This is a genomic window from Pseudomonadota bacterium (assembly GCA_010028905.1).
Taxonomy (GTDB): Bacteria; Vulcanimicrobiota; Xenobia; order RGZZ01; family RGZZ01; genus RGZZ01.
Genome location: RGZZ01000052.1, coordinates 1 through 17320 on the forward strand (window position 1 = coordinate 1; position 17320 = coordinate 17320).

A 17320-nucleotide genomic window follows, 5' to 3' on the forward strand; every position below is an offset into this window, starting at 1 on the left:
CGTTCTCGATGAGGTAGGCCATCACGCGAACCACTGCGTCCTCGACGAGGTCGTCGTGCCCGATGGGGGCATTCCAGTCGATGGCGGCCTGCGGGTCCCACTGATGGGCTGCCGCTTGCGCGTAGAGCCGAGGGGCCTGGTCGGCCCACACGTCGATCTTGTGGTCGAGGGGGAACGACACCGCTCCGCCACCCGCTTCGATGGCGGCGCCGCGTGGGGCGAACGACCAGTCGGCGGGAGGGTGCTCGACGACTTCGTCGGCGCTCACGCCGCCGGCCGTGACCGAGTCACGCCATCGCCCCACCGAGGCGGCGCCGCGCTCCACCCGCCAGCCATCGGCATCGGCCCGGGGTTCGGGGTGGCCCATCTGACGGCACCACGCGCGCAGATGGCGCCCGAGGTCGTCGTGGGTGCCGTGAACGCGCACCGCCTCGCCCGGCGCGACGGTGTCGAGCGCCAGCCGAACGAGGAGGTGCGCGCCTTCATCGAACCCGAGGGTCTCGAGATCGACTTCGGGGGCGGGATTCACGGGAGGTATCCCTCGGCCGTGATCTGTCCGCTGGCGTCGTAGAAGGCCAGCAGATCGACCGCGGCTTCGAGCTGGGCGAAGCCATCGGTGCGCCCGGGACGCCACGCCTTGAGCCCTTCGAGATCGAGCAGCGGGCGCACGTTCGCATCGTCGTACGACATCGACAGCAGCAGCCCGCGGAACCGATCGAGAAGCGCGGGGTCGACCGCACGCTCGAACACGGTGAACACGCAGTGATCGTAGCGCGGCGTCTCGGTCACCACGCGTACCGCGCCCGATGGGATGGTGCCGTCGCGACCGAACGCCAGATGGTTGCCGTCGATGACGCATGCGGCGTCGACCTCGCCGGCCAGCAGAGCGCGCACCGCGTCACGCTCCCCGCCGATGTGGTCGCCGTGCAGCCCCACGCCGACCTCGAAGCGACGGATCTCGGCGGTGACGCCGAGCCCGCGCAGATGGGCCAGGGGGATGAGCGTGGCCTGGGGCGAGTCGACGGCGCCTGTGGCGATGCGACGACCGTTCAGGCTGGCGACGTCGGTGATTGTGCTGTCGCTGCGGGTGAGCACCACGGAGGTGAGGTCTTGATCGGTGTCGCGCATGGCCACGGCCAGCGCGCGGCGATCGGCCGCCTCGGCCAGTCGCCGCGCGCGCACCCACGCGAGCGGGGAGTTCCAGGCCACGTCGACGTGGCCCGCCAGGTGGGCCTCCACCTGGCGCTCGTAGTTCGAGTAGAGCACGTAGTCGAACGAGAGGCCGTGACTTCGGAACCAGGCGCGGAAGCCGTCCCAGATGGGAACGACCTTCGCGTCATAGGCCACGGCGCCGAGAACCAGTGTGCTTGTCATCGGGAGAGTTCCTATCCGAACAGCGGCAGTCCGCAGACCGCCCGTCCTACGAAGTCTCGGAGGGCGTCGCTGGTAGGCCCCATGACCGCCGCGGCGCGGGCGTCGCGGAAGTGGCGCTCGAGCCCCACCTCCTTGCGGAAGGCCGCGCCGCCACCCAGCCGCATGGCAAGGTCACCGGCCTCCAGCGCCGCGTCGGCCGCGATGCCCTTCACCTGCAGCATGCGCAGCGGTGCGTCGGGGCGTCCGGCCGACAGGGCGGCGCATGTGTCGGCCAGCACGAGCGACGCGCTGTCGACGATGTTCTGCAACCGCGCCACGTGCTGGCGGGTGAGGGGCTGCTGGGCCAGGGTCTCGTTGAGATGCTCGTAGCGCGTGGCGGTGACGTGCTTGATGCTCTTGGCGAGCATGGCGTCCATGAGGCCCACGCTGCAGGCGGCGTTGATCACCTGGAACCACGGCAGCACCACCGACAGGGCGATGTCGAGGCCGCCGCCGTCGGTGCCCAGCAGGCTGGTCCTGGGGAGGCGGGCGTCGGTTGCGTTGAGCGCGCTCGACGCGTTGCCGCGCATGCCGAAGCCATCGAACGGAGCGACGATGGCGAGCCCCGCGGTGTTCGAGGGCACGAGCCACAGGCTGGCGCCGCTGTCGCCTTCGGCGGGTCGGCTGGTCCACACGTACGAATCGGCTTCGCCGGCCGATGTGATCCAGCTCTTTGATGCATTCAGGACGACGTCGTCGCCATCGAACCGCGCGCTGGAGAGCGGAGCCCAGAATTGGCTGCGTGACCCGGTCTCTGAGAAGGCGAGGGTGCTGAGGTGGCGTCCGCTGGCCACGGCTTCTCTCGTAGAACGCGGAGCGTGGGCTTCGATGGCGGCTGTGGCAGCGTAGTGCATGCCGGTGATCATGGCGGTGCTGCCACAGGTTGCGGCCAGACGGCGCACGACGCGCGCGGCGTCGGCAAAGCTCCCGCCTCCGCCTCCGACCTCGGTGGCGCAGGTCAGGCCGAGCAGGCCGCCCTTGGCGAGGGCGTCGATGGATGCGCGCGGGAAACGACCCAGGCTGTCGGTCTCCGTGGCGCTGGGCGCGATGACGTCGGTGCAGATGCGCTCGAGCACGTCGAGAGCGTTTGGAGCGGTGATCATTTGATGGTCCTCCGGTCAGTGCGTTTCATGGGGGGGCTTCCTCTCAGACGGGCTTCAGATGTGTCGGCCAGATGTGGAAAGAGGCGCGTGCCCGTCGAGTGTGGCGTTCCGCGGTTCCAGAGCAGGGTCCTGTCGACGACGAGACGCAGAGCGCGATCCCTGTCGGCCTCGTTTACCGTCTGTGTGTGAGACACGGGCACTAAAGGAGCGTGGTGGAGGAGCCGATAGGAGATCTGTGGAAATTTTCTCAGATATGCGCTCTCGACCACGTCTTGCCCTGCTCTTCCGCCGTCTGAGCACGGCCGCGCTTTGCGTGACGCTTGCCCTCATGCTTGCACTGACAGGGCCGAGCGCCGCGCGCATGAAGGGCATGCGCTTCACCAACCCCGTCATCGAAGGTGTCCGGGTCAACGTGGTGCTGGTCGACCTGAACCATCCGGGCATCGATGTGCGTCCCTTCGTTGCGGGACAACCCCCGTTCTACATGCGCAACCGTTATCGCAGCTTCTCCGATCTGGTCAAGGTCACGCATTGCCTGGCCGCCATCAACGGTACGTTCTTCGACCCCCGCACGGCCTCGGTCCTGGGCAGCATGGTCTGGCAAGGAAGGGTTGTGCACAGCGGCTGGGTGGGGAACGCGGTAGCGGTCGACGCGAGCAATCGCGCGCACTACATCCGCCTCACCCAGCCCCACAGCGGCAGCGTCGATTGGAGCCAGTACCGCTTTGCGGTTGCCGCCGGCCCCACGCTGGTTAATGAAGGCCGCGTGGTCGTGACGCGCGAGGGCGAGGGGTTCCACGACCCCGCGCTGTTCCGCCCCGCGAGACGTAGCGCCATCGGGTTTCGGGAGAACGGCGAGATGCTTCTCGTGACCGTTCCCCGCCCTGTCTCTCTCCACAAGCTGGCGCGCCTGATGACCCGCATGCGGTCGACCATCGCTCTGAACCTCGACGGCGGCTCGTCGAGCGCGATGTATTGCAACGGGCGCACGCTTGTGAATCCACGGCGCAAGATCACCAACATCCTCGCGGTGCTGCCGCGCGCTTCGGCAGGGGCGGGAAGAGCCGCCATGCCGCGCAGCGCAGAGGGCGCCGCGCAGCCCTGAGCCCACCGCGGACGCAGGAGCTCAGCGCGCCGCGACCGCCTGGAACGACCGCGCCCAAGGCTGCAGCATGAAGGCTTCGCCGGATGAAGGTGGCGGCGTGCTGGGGGAAGGGGCTGATGGGGTCGTAGGTGCCGGCGACGGATCTTGAGGGGCTGGCGCTGGAGGAGGGGCTGGATCAGTTGGACCTGGCGCGGGTGCTGGTTCAGGCGCAGGCGAAGGCGCGGGGCCCGAAGACCCACCCGGAGGAGGAACGAGCTTCGACATGTCGCCGTAGAGGTGGCTCGCGTCGCAGCCTCCTTGAACGCCGGGAATGCGGGCGCGATAGGTGTACTGCCATGCGGTGAGGGTGGGCCAGGGGGCCGGTGGCGGCGGTGAGGTCTCGCTGTAGGCGGCCAGCCAGAGCGGGAAGTGGCCAAGCGCCTCGCCGTCGAGCTTGCGCAGGATGTTCTGGTTGGTGTAGACCCAGGGCGTCTTACCCGTCTTCTGCTCGACCTCGGTGCACCACTTCCCGATCCAGTCGCTCTGCTGGTCCGGCGTCAGGCCGTAGGGCAGCTCGAAGTCGAGAACGGGGAACTCCTTGGGGCCCATGGGGCCGACCTTCTCGAGGTAGTATCGCGCCTCCACCCTGGGGTCGCTGATCTTGTGGGCGATGGTGGAGCCCGCGAAGTGGTAGAGTCCGCAGTAGAGGTTGTTCCTGCTCAGCTCCTGACGGTTCTGCGATGTGAAGTCATCGGTCCAGTCGGGCCCTTCGGTGGCCTTGCAGATGGCGAGCTGGAAGCCGGCCTTCGCATACTTGTCCCAGTCGACGTCGCCCTGGTGGGCCGATACGTCGGCAAAGTCGGTCGACTTGTCGACCTGTGGCGGCTCGGGCCCTTCCTCTGGCAGGCAGATGCCGGCGTACGTGTTGCGTCCAGCGAGGGGGGGGTGAGGGGTGATGGTGCTCGTAACCAAGGGGAGTTCCTCCGTCGATCTCGGGCACAGTTTCGCACGCGGCGGGCCGCGCATCCACATGCGGGTTGTTAACAGTTCACCGGTTCTTCAGAAGACGGACGCAAAGCGCCACGGAAAGCCCGCGGGCCCCGCCGCGACGCCAGAGAAGGCGTTCGCTGCGAGGCCCGCGACCTGGGCCTGAGAAGGCGAGCGGCGTGTCGGAGACGCGTGGATCTGCGGATCAGGCCTCTTCGACGGCGCTCACCAGATCGCCGATGGTCTTCTTCGCGTCGCCGAAGAGCATCTTGGTCTTCGGCAGGAAGTAGAGGGTGTTGTCGATGCCCGCGTAGCCTCGGCCGCGCCCGCGCTTCATGACGAGCACGTTCTTGGCCTTGTCGCAATCGAGGATGGGCATGCCGTAGATGGGGCTGCTCTCGTCGTTGCGCGCGGCAGGGTTGGTCACGTCGTTGGCGCCGATGATGAGACAGACGTCGGCCTGCTCGAACTCGGGGTTGATGTCCTCCATGTCGCAGAGCAGCGAGTAGGGGACGTTGGCTTCGGCCAGCAGCACGTTCATGTGACCGGGCATGCGCCCCGCCACAGGGTGGATGGCGTACTTGACCTCGACGCCCTTCTTCTCGAGCAGCTCGGCCATCTTCTGCACGCCGTGCTGCGCCTGGGCCACGGCCAGGCCGTAGCCCGGAACGATGATGACCCGCTTGGCGTAGGCCAGCATGATGGCCGCGTCGTCGATCGAGGTCTCGAGCTCGACCCCGCCTTCAGTGCCGCTACCGCCACCGGCCGCGGCACCCGTGCCGAAGCTGCTGAACAGCACGTTGTAGAGGGTGCGGTTCATGGCCACGCACATGAGGTTGGTGAGAATGAAGCCAGAGGCACCGACCAGCGCGCCGGCGATGATGAGCACGTTGTTGCTCAGCACGAAGCCGGTGAAGGCGGCCGCGGTGCCGGTGAACGAGTTGAGCAGCGAGATCATGACGGGCATGTCTGCGCCGCCCACCGGCATGACGAAGGCCACGCCGAAGATGAGGGCGAGGGCAAACATCACGAGGAAGAGCATGGTCTCGTGGGCGCCGATGGTCTGCGCGGTGCTCAGGTAGCCGCCGAGGATGATGGCGGCCACTGCGAAGCTCAGCTGAATCGGTCGCGGGATGGGCGTGGCCTTCTTGATGAGGCCCTGCAGCTTGCCGAAGGCCACGAGCGAGCCGGTGAACGTCGTCGATCCGATGAGGGTGCCAATGATGATCGACAGTGCTGATTCGCTCGCTCCCTTGAGCTCGACGTGCTGGCCCATGGTGAGGTAGGTCGCTACTGACACCAGCGCCGCGGCGCCGCCGCCCAGGCCGTTGTAGATGGCCACGGCCTGTGGCATGTCGGTCATCTTCACGACCTTGGCGTAGTAGCCGCCGATGCCGCAGCCGAGAATCGTGCCCGCGATGACCACGCCCCAGCGAACGGCGTCATTCTCGAGCCAGGCTCGTGCGTCGTCGCCGCCGTGCACCATCTCGGGACGGAGCAGGCTGGGCTCGATGAAGGTGACGGCCACTGCAAGCAGCATGGCGATCATCGACTGGCGGTTGCCCTGGCGGGCGGTGGCGGGCGAGTTCATCAGCTTGATGCCGTGAATGAACATGCTCGCCGAGACGATGTAGATGAGGTTCTGGAACCAGACCAGATACGACAGGCCGGCAAAGGTGCCGGGCGCCGCGGCGCTCGCCGTCTCCTGGGCGAGGAAGAACAAGGCGGGCATGCTACTTCGCCTCCTTCTTCTTGAACATCTCGAGCATGCGGTCGGTGACCACGAAGCCGCCCATCACGTTGACGCCGGCGAAGACCAGGGCCAGGAAGCCCAGGATGAGGCTCCAGATGGAGGTGGGTCTTCCCGCGATCATGATGGCGCCCACCAGTACGATGCCGTGAATGGCGTTGGTGCCCGACATCAGGGGGGTGTGCAGCGTAGGCGGCACTTTCGAGATGATCTCGTGACCGACGAAGACCGCCATCACGAAGAGGTAGATGCCAAGTAAGAGTGTCATGGTGCTCCTTGCAGGTTGGGTTTCGAAGAGGTGGCCGCGCCCGCCACGGTGGGCGGCGCGCGGTGCGGCTAGGCCCCCATGGCGGCTTTTGTGGCCGCGTGGCGGACCTCGCCTTCGTGCGTGATGGCGGCGTCTCGGCAGACCTCTTCGTTGAAGTCGAGGGCGAGCGCGTTACTCTTGTACAGGTGGCTCAGCAGCGCATGGATGTTGCGTGAGTACATCTGGCTGGCGTGGAACGGCATGCTCGCGGGCAGGTTGATGACGCCGCAGATGAGTACTCCGTGCTTCGTCACATCCTGGCCGGGTTCGGTGAGCTCGCAGTTGCCGCCTTGCTCGGCCGCCATGTCGACGATGACCGAGCCTGGCTTCATCGACTTGACGTGGTCGGCATTCACGAGAATGGGGGCCTTCTTGCCGGGGACGAGGGCCGTGGTGATGACCACGTCGGCGGCGGCGATGTGCTTGGCCAGCACGTCCTGCGCCTGCTTCTTCTCCTCGTCGGTCTGCTCGCGAGCGTATCCGCCAGCGCCCTCGGCCTTGATGCCTGAGTCGATGAACTTTGCGCCCAGGCTCTCGACCTGCTCCTTCACGGCGGGGCGAACGTCGTAGGCCTCCACCACGGCGCCGAGGCGACGGGCCGTGGCGATGGCTTGCAGGCCCGCCACGCCCACGCCGAGGATCACCACGCGCGCCGGGGCGATGGTGCCCGCGGCGGTGGTGAGCATCGGGAAGAAGCGTACCTGCTTCACTGCGGCGTACAGAACCGCTTTGTATCCGCCCACCGTGGCCATCGACGAGAGGGCGTCCATCACCTGGGCGCGGCTGATGCGCGGCACGGCGTCCATGGCGTAGCAGGTGATCTTCTTCGCGTTGAGAGCCTTCACGAGCTCGAGGTTCTGCACCGGATACACGAAGGACAGGAGGAAGGCCCCGTCCTTCATCATCTGCACCTCTTCGACGGTGGGCGCCTGAACCTTCACGATGGTGTCGGCCTGTGCGAACAGCTCTTTCGCACTGCCGGCAAGCTTCGCGCCAACCGCGGTGTAGGTGTCGTCCGGGCATCCGGCCGCAACACCTGCGCCGCTCTCGATGACGACCTCAGCGCCGCCCTTGACCCATTTGCCGACGGTTTCGGGCACCAGTGCCACGCGGGTCTCGCCCGGGGCGCTCTCCTTGGGAACTCCGATGATCATGGGTTGTCCTTCGTGGTCTCGGCAGGGAGCTGCCGAGTTCTGTGGTGGTGCGAGGCGCGCCCCAGGAGGGATCCCGTGGGCCTCGGCCTCGTCTTGGAGCGGTGGGATGCGGGGGCATCTGACGGGTGGACAACGCGTCAGGCGGCCCAAGCATCTGCGCTCCAGGTCGCGGGGGGACCGCGAACAAGCCTCGGGGCTTCGCCAGGGGGGAGATTGTTCCTTCTGTCACAAAGTGCCTCCGAACCTCGTGGCCGCGGGTGACGCGCCAGGAGGTTCCAGGGAGAGGTGCGAAACGAGGGCAGCCCCCCAGGCCGAGCCTTTCCCCGCTGAGATCGGTCGGGCTCGGGCCTGATCAGCGAGAGAGGTGTCACGTGGAACTGTTCGCCGAGATGGGGGGCCTGGTAGAGCGGCGCTGGAGCGCGGTCTCTCACGACCCGGCCCGCTTCCCGGACATCGCCGCAGACGCGCTTGCCACTTCGTGTCTGGCGGAGCGTGTCAGCCCATTCGATGTCATCCGCTGGGTGCACGCCACCCCGGTGCTGCCTCGCCAGTACGATCTCCGCCCGCAGTTCGGGAACCCGCCGATCACGGTCTTCGATGGTTCGAAGTTCCACATCGACGTCTACTACTGGCTCGACGGCACCACGGCCGTTCATCAGCACGCCTTCAGCGGGGCGTTTCAGGTGCTGCTCGGGGGCAGTGTGCACAGCGAGTTCAGCTTCGAGGCCGAGGTTGAGATCGACCCGCAGCTTCGCCTCGGAAGGCTTCTGCCGGGTGCGGTGTCGCTTCTTGCGAAGGGAGACATCCGCACGATTCCCGAGGGGAGTTCGTTCATTCACGCCCTGTTCCACCTCGAGCGACCGTCGGCCACCATCGTGGTGCGGACCCACGGCGCTTCGCACAGCCCGGTGCAGTTCAGCTACCTGACCCCTGGGGTTGCGGTCGACTTCAGCGAGAGAGGGCGCGACCCGTGGCGAACGCGTGTGGTGCAGACGGTGCAGCTGCTCCTCGCCATGGCACACCCCGAGTGCGACGAGATGGTGGGTCAGCTTCTCGACACCTGTGATTTTCACACCGCGTTCCTCGTGCTGCGCCTGGTCGCGCGTCATCTTGCACCCAGCCCGATGGCTGCGCTCTTTCCCTCCCAGGCTTCCGACGACCGCTTCGCAGCGCTCATCGAGCGCGCGCGCAGCCGACACGGTGAGCACATCGAACGCCTGCCCGCGGTCTTCGACGAAGAGATGCGCCAGCACGACATCTTCCGACGGCGAGACCGCATCACCGATCCGGAGCATCGCTTCCTCATGGCCCTCCTGCTCAATGTTCGGGATCGTCGCGCACTGCTCGAGCTGGTTGCGCAGCGCCATCCGAAAGAAGATCCGGTGACCCGTGTGATGGGCTGGCTCGACGCCCTGACGCGGGTGCGCGTCTTCGGTTCGCCGGAGCCGAACGTTCTCGGGGTGGAGAAGCTGGGGGCGGTCGAGATGGCCGTGCTCGAGGGGCTTCTGCGCGGTGTTGACGTGGGTGAGGTCGGCGCGCGTCTTGCCGGCCAGGGGCTCCTGCGCGGGAGCGATCCACATGAAGCTGCCGTGCGCTTGCGCGCGATGCCGCTCTTCCGGGCGATTCTCTGAGGGCCACCCTGGCCTGCACGGCGGTTTCACGAACCTTTTTCGCGCTTCACGGGCGTTCCAGGATCCTTTCAATGCCGGCGGATAGCATGCAGTCAGAGGGTTGCGCGCAGGCGACCCGACGAAGCAGAGCAGGAAGCAGGCATTCGCTATGTACAGCACAGGCATCCAGGGTTCGATGTTTCTCGGAGTCGAGTCGCGCCACGCGCTGTGCGCAGGCTTCCAGGAGATCTCTGCCGACCCGCGGGCTTCGCTCGACCGCATCTCCATCCAGGGCTTCAGCGAGTCGGTCGCATCGCGGAACCCACACTTCGTCGCCGTACTCGAGGAGCGCGTGGTGTCGCTGCTGGCGTGACGCGTCAGCGTGCGCCGCACCGCGCCCAGACACGACCGTCGACCCACCCGCCCGCAGAGGGGCCCGGGTTCGTGAAGTTGACGGGACCGCTCGCCCTTATGTAGAATAGGCGTCTCAGGCAGTCGACCCAGAAGCCAGAGACACGAAGCGGCAACGGGGGTCGTGTCGCGGGGCAGCCTGTCCCGCCCGCCAAGCGTAGAAGGAGTAGCTCCATTGTTCGAAGTTCGCGATCTGACTCGAAACACGCCGGTGCGCGGCGTCATCCGCCGTATTCTCGAACAGGTGAAGGCGCCCATCTCTTGCCACGAGCTCACCGTGCACGTTCTCGAGGCCTGGCAGCGGTCGTTTCCGCCCAACCCCTATTCTGACCCCTGTCTCGTCTACAAGCTCGCCGCCTCGTTCCCAGACGTTGAGCTCAGCTACGACGACCTCGACGACATCCCGATGCTCACCGATTTCGGGCCTGACCCCATTCTCATCAAGCCGGACCTGGGCCCGGAAGAGCTCAACCGCGCCATCGATCAGGTGAAGCTGATCAAGCTCTCGCTGAAGAAGGAAGCCTAGCGCCCCCACACGGTCGATGTGCAGAACGAGCCGAGAGGCTCGTTCTTTTGTTTCCGTCGCCCCCGATTCGGGGCGGAGGTGTTTCTGCGCGGGGGGGGGGTTGACGTGTACGTGCGAACACTATATACTCAACGAGCGGCGTAGACGTGTGAAAGGCGGCGCCAGACCTGTCGACGTACCGTCTCTCCCTCTTCTGGTGCCGATTTCAGCCTGAACCGCGGCAGGAGAACCGGGTGAGAGGTAGAATGCGATTCACGTAAGGTGTCGCACCGTGAGTACACGTGAACACGTGTACGAGTCGCCCTGGCAGCGACAAGATCGACGGCGGTTGAGCTGCCTGTCGAGGCGCAGATGAGCCCAGCGCGCGGGTGCCAAGAGATGAGACACGATCCGGTCACGATAACGCACAACCAGAAAGGGGCCCCTATGGACAAGCAAAAAGCCTTGGAGCTGGCCATCAGCCAGATCGAGAAGCAGTTCGGCAACGGCGCCATCATGAAGCTCGGCGAGGCCCGTGCCAAGCTCAACGTGGGCATCATCCCCACTGGCGCGCTCACCCTCGACATCGCGCTTGGAACGGGGGGGCTGCCGCGGGGACGCATCGTCGAGATCTATGGCCCTGAGTCCAGTGGCAAGACCACCCTCGCGCTGCAGGCTGTGGCAGAGGTGCAGAAGCTCGATGGTGTGGCCGCATTCATCGACGTGGAGCACGCGCTCGATCCGGTGTACGCCAAAAGCCTGGGCGTCGACATCGACAATCTCTACGTCTCTCAGCCGGACACGGGTGAGCAGGCCCTCGAGATCGTGGAGTCGCTGGTGCGCAGCAATGCCGTCGACATCATCGTCATCGACTCGGTGGCTGCACTGGTTCCGCGCGCTGAGATCGAGGGAGAGATGGGCGATTCGCACGTGGGGCTGCAGGCGCGCCTGATGTCCCAGGCCCTGCGAAAGCTCACGGCCATCGTCAGCAAGGCCCGCAGCTGCGTCGTCTTCATCAACCAGCTCCGCGAGAAGGTCGGCGTCATGTTCGGCAACCCCGAAGTCACCCCGGGCGGTCGCGCGCTCAAGTTCTACAGCTCGGTGCGCATCGAGGTGCGCAAAGGCGAGGCCCTCAAGGTGGGAGCTGACATCATCGGCAACCGCGTTAAGGCAAAGGTGGTCAAGAACAAGCTGGCTCCGCCTTTCCGACAGGCCGAGTTCGACATCATCTTCGGAAAGGGTGTGTCACGCATCGGGGCGCTTCTCGATGTGGCCGTCGATGCGGGCATCGTCTCGAAGAGCGGCACCTGGTTCACCTACGAATCACACAAGCTGGGCCATGGCCGCGAGAACGCGCGTACCTTCCTCGAGGAGCACAGCGACATCGCAGCAGACATCGAGCGTCTCGTGCGCAAAGCGCAGGGAATCGACCCTGCCGAGACGCCGCTGGTGTCTATTGATGCCTGATCGAGGGCCGTGGCGATCGGTCGAGGCCCTTCGCGCAAGCGGAGCGGCCTCGACCGTCGGTCTCGAGACGGGAACAGAGAGCCCGGTGGAACGAGCCGTGGTGCAAGTCCCCGTCGGCAGAGCGCTGCCAGATGACGAGACGGTCAGCAAGCTGATCGTGGCAGCCTACGATCATCTCGGCCGGCGAGGACACTCCCGCGGCGAGCTGGGGGCCAGGCTTCGCAGGCTGGGCGGCACGCCCGCGTCTGTCGAAGCCGCGCTCGACTGGCTCACAGCGCGGGGGTTGCTCGATGATCGTCGCTATGCAGAGGAAGCGGCGCGTGTCGGGGCAGAGGGCAAGCGCTGGGGGCGTCACAAGCTCCGACAGTGGCTGCAGCAGCGAGGTGTCTCGGCAGAGGTGGCCGACGAGGCGGTGTCTGGGCTCTCGGCAGAGGGTGAGAAAGAGCGAGCCGCGTCTCTGGCGGCCCAGCAACGGGCGCGGGGAAAGCGACCCGAACAGATCTTTCGCTTCCTGGTCAGCCGAGGGTACTCGTCGGGTCTGGCAAGATCCGCCGCGCTGAGCGATGCAGACGACGAGATGGCCCACGACGAGTCGGTGTGATCGACGTTGAATGGCGCTGCGCGCCTCAGCCTGGGGGAGACGGTCGGTCGAACTGAACCTGCGGCGCAGAGGCTGAAGGTGCGACGTGTAGGCCTCTGAGGGGCAGATGCAGAAGCACACGCGCATGAGCGTTGACATGCACTCCCATACAACCGCATCTGATGGCACATTCCGGCCCAGGCGTCTTGTGAAGCGCGCCGTGAAGAACGGGGTGCGGGTCCTGGCCATCACCGATCACGATACGACAGCGGGGCTGAGCGAGGCACTCGAGGAAGCGCAGCGCTGGAGCATCGACATCATTCCGGCCATCGAGATCAACACCGAGTTCCACGATACCGAAGCCCACATCCTCGGCTATTTCATCGATGTGGAGAACGTGCCGCTGCAGCAGCGGCTGCTCGAGATCCGCGATCGTCGCCGCACCCGCGTTGCGCGCATGCTCGAGCAGCTTCGTGCCCACGGGGTCGAGCTCACCGAGGAAGACGTGGTCCGGCACGGCAAGGGCGACTCGCTCGGTCGCCCACACGTTGCCCAGGCGCTCGTTGCGCGAAGGTATGCCAGCAGTGTCCCTGACGCCTTCGACCGCTGGATTGGCCGCGACCGGCCCGGATACGTGGGGCGCGAGTCCTTGAGCGCGCCGGAAGCCATTGCCCTCATCCGAGGCGCGGGGGGCGTTCCCGTGATCGCGCATCCGCTGTACCTGCGGTCAGACGCGCTCGTCGAAGAGCTCATCGAGGCGGGGCTGGGCGGCATCGAGGCCGTGTATCCCACGCACTCTCCGGCGCAGCGCGAGCACTTCGCCGCACTCGCCAAGGCCCATGGGCTGGGCGTCACGGGGGGATCTGATTTCCACGGTCCCCAGATCAAGAAGATCGACGTGGGAGAGATCTCGTTCTCGCTCACCGATCTGCGGGCGTTCTGCCTGCAGGTGGGCCAGGAGCCGCCTCGTCTTGCGCGAGGGTGAGTCGATGAGGGCCTGGCCCCCCCTCACCTTGAAGATCGTGGAAGATGCGCTTCGCGGCGCCTCGTCGCGCTCTGCCGAGGCCGGCGGCGAGACGTGGCGCTGCCCGGAGAACCTGTTCGGGTCGTGCTCGCGTCTCATCCAGGAAGGGGGAGGGCGGCTGCTGACCTTGTCCGCATCCAGCGATGAGGCAGAAGAGCTGCTCCTCACCTACACATTTGAGCTCGGCGCGGCACGCACGTTCACGGTCAGCGTCTCTCCCCGAGACGGCACGGTCGACTCGCTCTTCTCGCGCTTTGTCACGGCTGACTTCCTCGAGCGTGAGGTCAACCAGCTCTTCGGCGTCAAGTTTCTGGGACACCCCAATCTACCGCTTGCGGGGCGGGGATCGGGCAGCCGAGAGAAGGAGGACCTCGCGTGAACCTGCGTCGCGTTGCGCTCATCGCCGTCGCCGCGCTCTCTCTCGCGCCTGGAATCGGACAGGGAGCCCCGGCGCCACCGAAGGCTGCACCTCCGTCGAAGCCGGGTGCGGCCAAGGAGCCCGAGCCCACGGGGGTGTTCGGCGAAGGGCAGCAGCTCTTCAAGGTCGGCAGATGGGAAGAAGCCATCAGGGCCCTCGACAGAGCCGTCAAGGAGAATCCGCACAACCTCCAGGCCTGGTACCTGCTCGGGCTCTCGCACATGCAGCGTCGGCAGTGGGCCGACGCCGAGCGCTGCCTGCTTCAGGTCGTGGCTATCGACTCGCGCAGCTACAACGCCTGGGTCCAGCTGGGAGACTGCGCGGCCTCTCAGGGGCAGTTCGAGCGTGGACGAGATTTCGTGCGCCGCATCCTCGCGTATGATCAGCGCTCGTTCTACGCCTACTACGCGCTGGGTGTCATCGACTATCGAGAGGGACGAATCGGGCCCGCCAAAGCCAACTTCGATCACAGCCGCGCCCTGTACGAAGACTTCGCGCCCACCTGGGTGAACCTGGCGGTGTGCTCGTACAACCAGCACCTCTTCCAGATCGCGCTGCAACAGATCCGCCACGCGGTCATCATCGAGCCCAAGAAGGCGTCGGCCCTGTTCCTCATGGGGTGGATCGCCACCATGGCGAACGACCTGGGCACGGGAAACCTGGCCTTTCGAAATCTCTTCGACAGCGACAAGCGGGGAACCGCCTACACCGATACCGCGAGGGCCTTCATCTCGCTGCAGGGCGGCAATGTGGCGCAGGCCCACACCTGGCTGCGCGAGGCCCTGAAGAAAGACCCGGACCTCGTGAAGGCCCGCGTGCTCGAAGCCATGGTGCTGGTGAAGGAAGGCCGCAAGAGCGAGGCGATCACCGCGCTGCAACAGACGCTCGAGCTCGACCCCCTCGATTTTGATGCGCGTGATGTGCTGACGCACCTCGGTGTCACGCCGCCTCCCTATGGGCCAGCCCGCCTGCCGGGGCAGCCTTCGAAGATCGTGCCCGCGGCGTCTCCCAGCGTAGCCCCTTCGCCAGCGACGGCGGCCTCCCCGGCGCCGTCACCGCTCCCTGGCGCGACCCCCGCGCCATCGCCCTCGACGAGCGGGAAGGCGCCGTCGCGCGTCCCCGCGAGGTCTCCGCTGCCGCCACCGCCGCCGGGCGTTCCGCGCCGATGAGGGTTGCGGTGGGGGCGTTGATCGGGGTGCTTCTGGCGTGTGGCCTGCTGGCCTCTTCGTGCGCGCCGGTGGCGCAGCGCTCGGCTGATCTCGAGTTCTGGACGCTCTCGCTCAAACCGACCTATACCGATTATGTCGAGGGATTGCGCCGCGACTTCGAGCGGGAGACCCCGGACCTGCGGGTGGCCTGGCTCGACCTGCCGGAGCGCGTTCTCTTCCTGAAGCTGCTGGCCTCTGTCGCGGCGGGGGATCCCCCCGATCTGGTGAACGTGGGCACGGTGGAGGCGAACCGCCTCGCGGCTCGTCACGCGCTCGTGAGCACCGACGGGATCGTCGATGACGCAGCGCGTCGCCGCTACTTCCCGCAGCTGTGGAACGCGGTTCATCTCGACGGCAAGAGCTTTTCGATACCCTGGTATGTCTCGGTCTCGGTGCTGATGTACAACAAGGACATGTTCCGCGCCGCGGGGCTCGATCCGTCGCGCCCTCCCACGACGTGGGATGAGATCGAGGCCGCCGCCCGCGCCGTGCGCAAGAGCGGTCAGTACGGCTACCTTCCCGTGATTCGCATCCTCGAGGAGTGGCAGGCCGATGGTCTGCCGGTGCTCGACGCAGCGGGGCGTCGCGCGGCGTTTGCCACACCGGCACACGCGGCCCGCCTCGAGGCGTACGCACGTCTGTACCGCGATGACGTGATCCCGCCGGAGACCCTCACGGGCGGGTACCCGGAAGCGGTGCGCCGCTACAAGGAGGGGCGGCTGGCCATGCTGGCCACGGGTCCGCAGTTCCTCCTCTCCATACGACAAGACGCCCCCACGGTCTATGCTGCCACCGGAGTGGCGCCGCTGCCGCGAGGCAAGGCCGGCATCGTTCCCGCTGCCGTCATGCACTTCGTGATCCCCGTGGGCAGTCGCAACCCCACGGCAGCAGCGAAGCTGGGGCTCTCGCTCACCAGTCCGCGAAACCAGCTCGCGCTGTGCCGCCTCGTGCCGCTGCTGCCGTCCACCGTGGAGACGGCTTCCGATCCGCTCTTCACCCGTGGCGCGGGCGAGCATCCGCTCGAAGATGAAGCCATCCGCATCGATGCCGCGCAGCTGCCGTACGCGCGTGACCTGAACATCTCCCTGCCCAAGGCCGACGTGATCAATCGCACCCTCCAGGAGATGGTGGAGAGAGCCGTGTACGGCCGCGCGCCCGCCATGCAGGCCCTGCAGGAGGCGGCGCGCACCTGCGATGCGGCGCTTCAGAAGGGCGAGCCGTGATCTCGACGCCTCCGGTCGCGTCAGAAGCCGCATCGCACACGCGGCCGCTGGCGCTTCGCTCCCTGCTCCTGGGCGCGGCGGGGGTGATGATCGAGTGGTACGATTTTGCCATCTACCTGTACATGGCGCCGGTGCTGGGGCGCCTCTTCGTGCCCGCGGGCGATCCGCGGGCCCAGCTGCTCATGGCGTACGGAATCTTTGCCACGGGCTACTTCTTGCGTCCGCTCGGCGCGCTGTTCTATGGGGCCCTTGGCGATCGCCTGGGACGCAAGCGCACGCTCATCACCTCCGCGCTGCTCATGAGTGCCTGCAAGGCGGTCGAGGCGTTGTTGCCCACCTATGCGTCAGTGGGGCTCTGGGCCCCCGCTCTGCTCATCATCATGCGCATGGCGAGCGGCTTCTCGATGGGAGGTGAATATGCGGGAACCTTCGTGTTCCTGCTCGAGCACGCTCCCCCTGCGCGTCGAGGCTTCATCTGCAGCTTCGCAAACACGATGTGCGCCGCAGGCATCGCTGTCTGCTCGCTCGTGGTGGCTGGCGTGAACCTTCTGGGCCCCGAGGTCGTGGCCGCGTGGGCGTGGCGCGTGCCGTTCGCCGTGGGGGCGCTCCTGGGGCTCGTGGCCATGGAGATGCGCGTCTCCATGGACGAGTCACCTCGCTTCAGCGCGTTGCTGGCCCGCGGAGAGGTCGCCCAGTCTCCCGTGCAGGAAGCCGTTCGCCGCGTGCCTCGCCAGATCGCGCTCGCCACGGTGCTCGCGGCCTGGATCGCCACCACCTATCATGTCTTCGTGGCGCTCATCCCGAGCTGGCTCACCGCCTGGTGCGGTGTGGCGGCGCCGGACGCGGCCTTGATCGCCAGCGCCGCATCGCTGCTGAACGTGCTCGTCATGCCGTGGCCCGCGCTGCTCGGTGACGTCATCGGGCGTCGCCGCCTGCTCGGAGCCGCGGCCGTGCTCATCGGCGTGCTTGCGCTTCCCCTCTTCTGGCTCATGGCGTCGGGTTACGCAATGGCCGGCGCCCTGCTGGCGGTACCGCTCTCGGCCGCGGTGAACGCTTCGGCGGCCACCCTGGCCGTA

The 17320-nt window shown here is 66.7% G+C and carries 18 protein-coding genes; 11 read left to right on the forward strand and 7 right to left on the reverse strand.

Translation table 11 applies throughout. From position 1 onward, the window contains the following. The 3 genes from EB084_05985 to EB084_05995 all read right to left on the reverse strand — a co-directional run. Positions 1-529: ferritin-like domain-containing protein (locus EB084_05985; protein NDD27802.1), on the reverse strand; the 529-nt coding region annotated here is incomplete at its 3' end. Continuing rightward, positions 526-1374 carry a hypothetical protein gene (locus EB084_05990; GenBank protein NDD27803.1) on the reverse strand — a complete coding sequence of 283 codons (849 nt, stop codon included), beginning with the start codon at positions 1372-1374 and terminating at the stop codon, positions 526-528. The genes EB084_05985 and EB084_05990, both read right to left, overlap by 4 nt. Before the next feature lie 11 nt (positions 1375-1385). After that, on the reverse strand, positions 1386-2516 hold the full coding sequence (locus EB084_05995; GenBank protein NDD27804.1) for an acyl-CoA dehydrogenase: 1131 nt from the start codon (positions 2514-2516) through the stop codon (positions 1386-1388). Positions 2517-2574: 58 nt separating this feature from the next. Between EB084_05995 and EB084_06000 the strand changes: the two genes are divergently transcribed. Continuing rightward, the gene (locus tag EB084_06000; protein NDD27805.1) at positions 2575-3621 is read left to right on the forward strand and encodes a phosphodiester glycosidase family protein; all 1047 of its coding nucleotides are present in this window, start codon (positions 2575-2577) and stop codon (positions 3619-3621) included. A gap of 21 nt (positions 3622-3642) precedes the next feature. Here EB084_06000 and EB084_06005 read toward each other — a convergent pair whose 3' ends face one another. From EB084_06005 to EB084_06020, 4 genes are all read right to left on the reverse strand, one after another. Beyond that, on the reverse strand, positions 3643-4632 hold the full coding sequence (locus EB084_06005; protein ID NDD27806.1) for a hypothetical protein: 990 nt from the start codon (positions 4630-4632) through the stop codon (positions 3643-3645). A gap of 160 nt (positions 4633-4792) precedes the next feature. Beyond that, positions 4793-6319, reverse strand: a complete 1527-nt coding sequence (locus EB084_06010; GenBank protein ID NDD27807.1) for an NAD(P)(+) transhydrogenase (Re/Si-specific) subunit beta — start codon at positions 6317-6319, stop codon at positions 4793-4795. 1 nt (position 6320) lies between these two features. Further along, positions 6321-6605: an NAD(P) transhydrogenase subunit alpha gene (locus EB084_06015; protein ID NDD27808.1), complete on the reverse strand. Its 285-nt coding sequence runs from the start codon at positions 6603-6605 to the stop codon at positions 6321-6323. Between the two features lie 68 nt (positions 6606-6673). After that, positions 6674-7798, reverse strand: a complete 1125-nt coding sequence (locus EB084_06020; GenBank protein ID NDD27809.1) for a Re/Si-specific NAD(P)(+) transhydrogenase subunit alpha — start codon at positions 7796-7798, stop codon at positions 6674-6676. A gap of 371 nt (positions 7799-8169) precedes the next feature. On the opposite strand from EB084_06020, the gene EB084_06025 reads away from it, so the two are divergent. The 10 genes from EB084_06025 to EB084_06070 form a co-directional block, all read left to right on the forward strand. Continuing rightward, positions 8170-9429, forward strand: a complete 1260-nt coding sequence (locus tag EB084_06025) for a hypothetical protein (protein ID NDD27810.1) — start codon at positions 8170-8172, stop codon at positions 9427-9429. A gap of 148 nt (positions 9430-9577) precedes the next feature. After that, complete coding sequence (locus tag EB084_06030; GenBank protein NDD27811.1) at positions 9578-9781, forward strand: hypothetical protein; 204 nt, start codon at positions 9578-9580, stop codon at positions 9779-9781. 213 nt (positions 9782-9994) lie between these two features. Beyond that, entirely contained in the window at positions 9995-10345 is a 351-nt protein-coding gene (locus tag EB084_06035; GenBank protein NDD27812.1) for a hypothetical protein, read from the forward strand. A 426-nt stretch (positions 10346-10771) separates the two neighbouring features. After that, on the forward strand, positions 10772-11791 hold the full coding sequence (recA, locus tag EB084_06040) for a recombinase RecA (GenBank protein ID NDD27813.1): 1020 nt from the start codon (positions 10772-10774) through the stop codon (positions 11789-11791). Then, positions 11664-12392: a regulatory protein RecX gene (locus EB084_06045; protein NDD27814.1), complete on the forward strand. Its 729-nt coding sequence runs from the start codon at positions 11664-11666 to the stop codon at positions 12390-12392. The genes recA and EB084_06045 overlap by 128 nt, the downstream gene beginning before the upstream one ends. A 106-nt stretch (positions 12393-12498) precedes the next feature. Beyond that, complete coding sequence (locus tag EB084_06050; protein NDD27815.1) at positions 12499-13356, forward strand: PHP domain-containing protein; 858 nt, start codon at positions 12499-12501, stop codon at positions 13354-13356. Next, a complete protein-coding gene (locus EB084_06055) occupies positions 13211-13774 on the forward strand; it encodes a hypothetical protein (GenBank protein ID NDD27816.1) in 564 nt (187 codons plus the stop codon). The genes EB084_06050 and EB084_06055 overlap by 146 nt, the downstream gene beginning before the upstream one ends. Further along, positions 13771-14982: a tetratricopeptide repeat protein gene (locus EB084_06060; GenBank protein NDD27817.1), complete on the forward strand. Its 1212-nt coding sequence runs from the start codon at positions 13771-13773 to the stop codon at positions 14980-14982. Before EB084_06055 ends, EB084_06060 begins: the two co-directional genes overlap by 4 nt. Then, positions 14979-16244: a sugar ABC transporter substrate-binding protein gene (locus EB084_06065; protein NDD27818.1), complete on the forward strand. Its 1266-nt coding sequence runs from the start codon at positions 14979-14981 to the stop codon at positions 16242-16244. Before EB084_06060 ends, EB084_06065 begins: the two co-directional genes overlap by 4 nt. Continuing rightward, positions 16241-17320 (forward strand): MFS transporter (locus EB084_06070; GenBank protein NDD27819.1); only part of this gene is annotated, 1080 nt, incomplete at its 3' end. The genes EB084_06065 and EB084_06070, both read left to right, overlap by 4 nt.

Excerpts from the sequence above, each read along its gene's own strand:
- EB084_06005 (NDD27806.1), bottom strand. The coding sequence starts at position 4,632 with ATGTGGATGCGCGGCCCGCCGCGTGCGAAACTGTGCCCGAGATCGACG.
- EB084_06010 (NDD27807.1), bottom strand. The coding sequence starts at position 6,319 with ATGCCCGCCTTGTTCTTCCTCGCCCAGGAGACGGCGAGCGCCGCGGCG.
- EB084_06015 (NDD27808.1), bottom strand. The coding sequence starts at position 6,605 with ATGACACTCTTACTTGGCATCTACCTCTTCGTGATGGCGGTCTTCGTC.
- EB084_06000 (NDD27805.1), top strand. The coding sequence starts at position 2,575 with ATGTGTCGGCCAGATGTGGAAAGAGGCGCGTGCCCGTCGAGTGTGGCG.
- EB084_05990 (NDD27803.1), bottom strand. The coding sequence starts at position 1,374 with ATGACAAGCACACTGGTTCTCGGCGCCGTGGCCTATGACGCGAAGGTC.
- EB084_06050 (NDD27815.1), top strand. The coding sequence starts at position 12,499 with ATGCAGAAGCACACGCGCATGAGCGTTGACATGCACTCCCATACAACC.
- recA (NDD27813.1), top strand. The coding sequence starts at position 10,772 with ATGGACAAGCAAAAAGCCTTGGAGCTGGCCATCAGCCAGATCGAGAAG.
- EB084_06045 (NDD27814.1), top strand. The coding sequence starts at position 11,664 with ATGGCCGCGAGAACGCGCGTACCTTCCTCGAGGAGCACAGCGACATCG.
- EB084_06065 (NDD27818.1), top strand. The coding sequence starts at position 14,979 with ATGAGGGTTGCGGTGGGGGCGTTGATCGGGGTGCTTCTGGCGTGTGGC.
- EB084_06030 (NDD27811.1), top strand. The coding sequence starts at position 9,578 with ATGTACAGCACAGGCATCCAGGGTTCGATGTTTCTCGGAGTCGAGTCG.
- EB084_05995 (NDD27804.1), bottom strand. The coding sequence starts at position 2,516 with ATGATCACCGCTCCAAACGCTCTCGACGTGCTCGAGCGCATCTGCACC.
- EB084_06020 (NDD27809.1), bottom strand. The coding sequence starts at position 7,798 with ATGATCATCGGAGTTCCCAAGGAGAGCGCCCCGGGCGAGACCCGCGTG.
- EB084_06055 (NDD27816.1), top strand. The coding sequence starts at position 13,211 with ATGGGCTGGGCGTCACGGGGGGATCTGATTTCCACGGTCCCCAGATCA.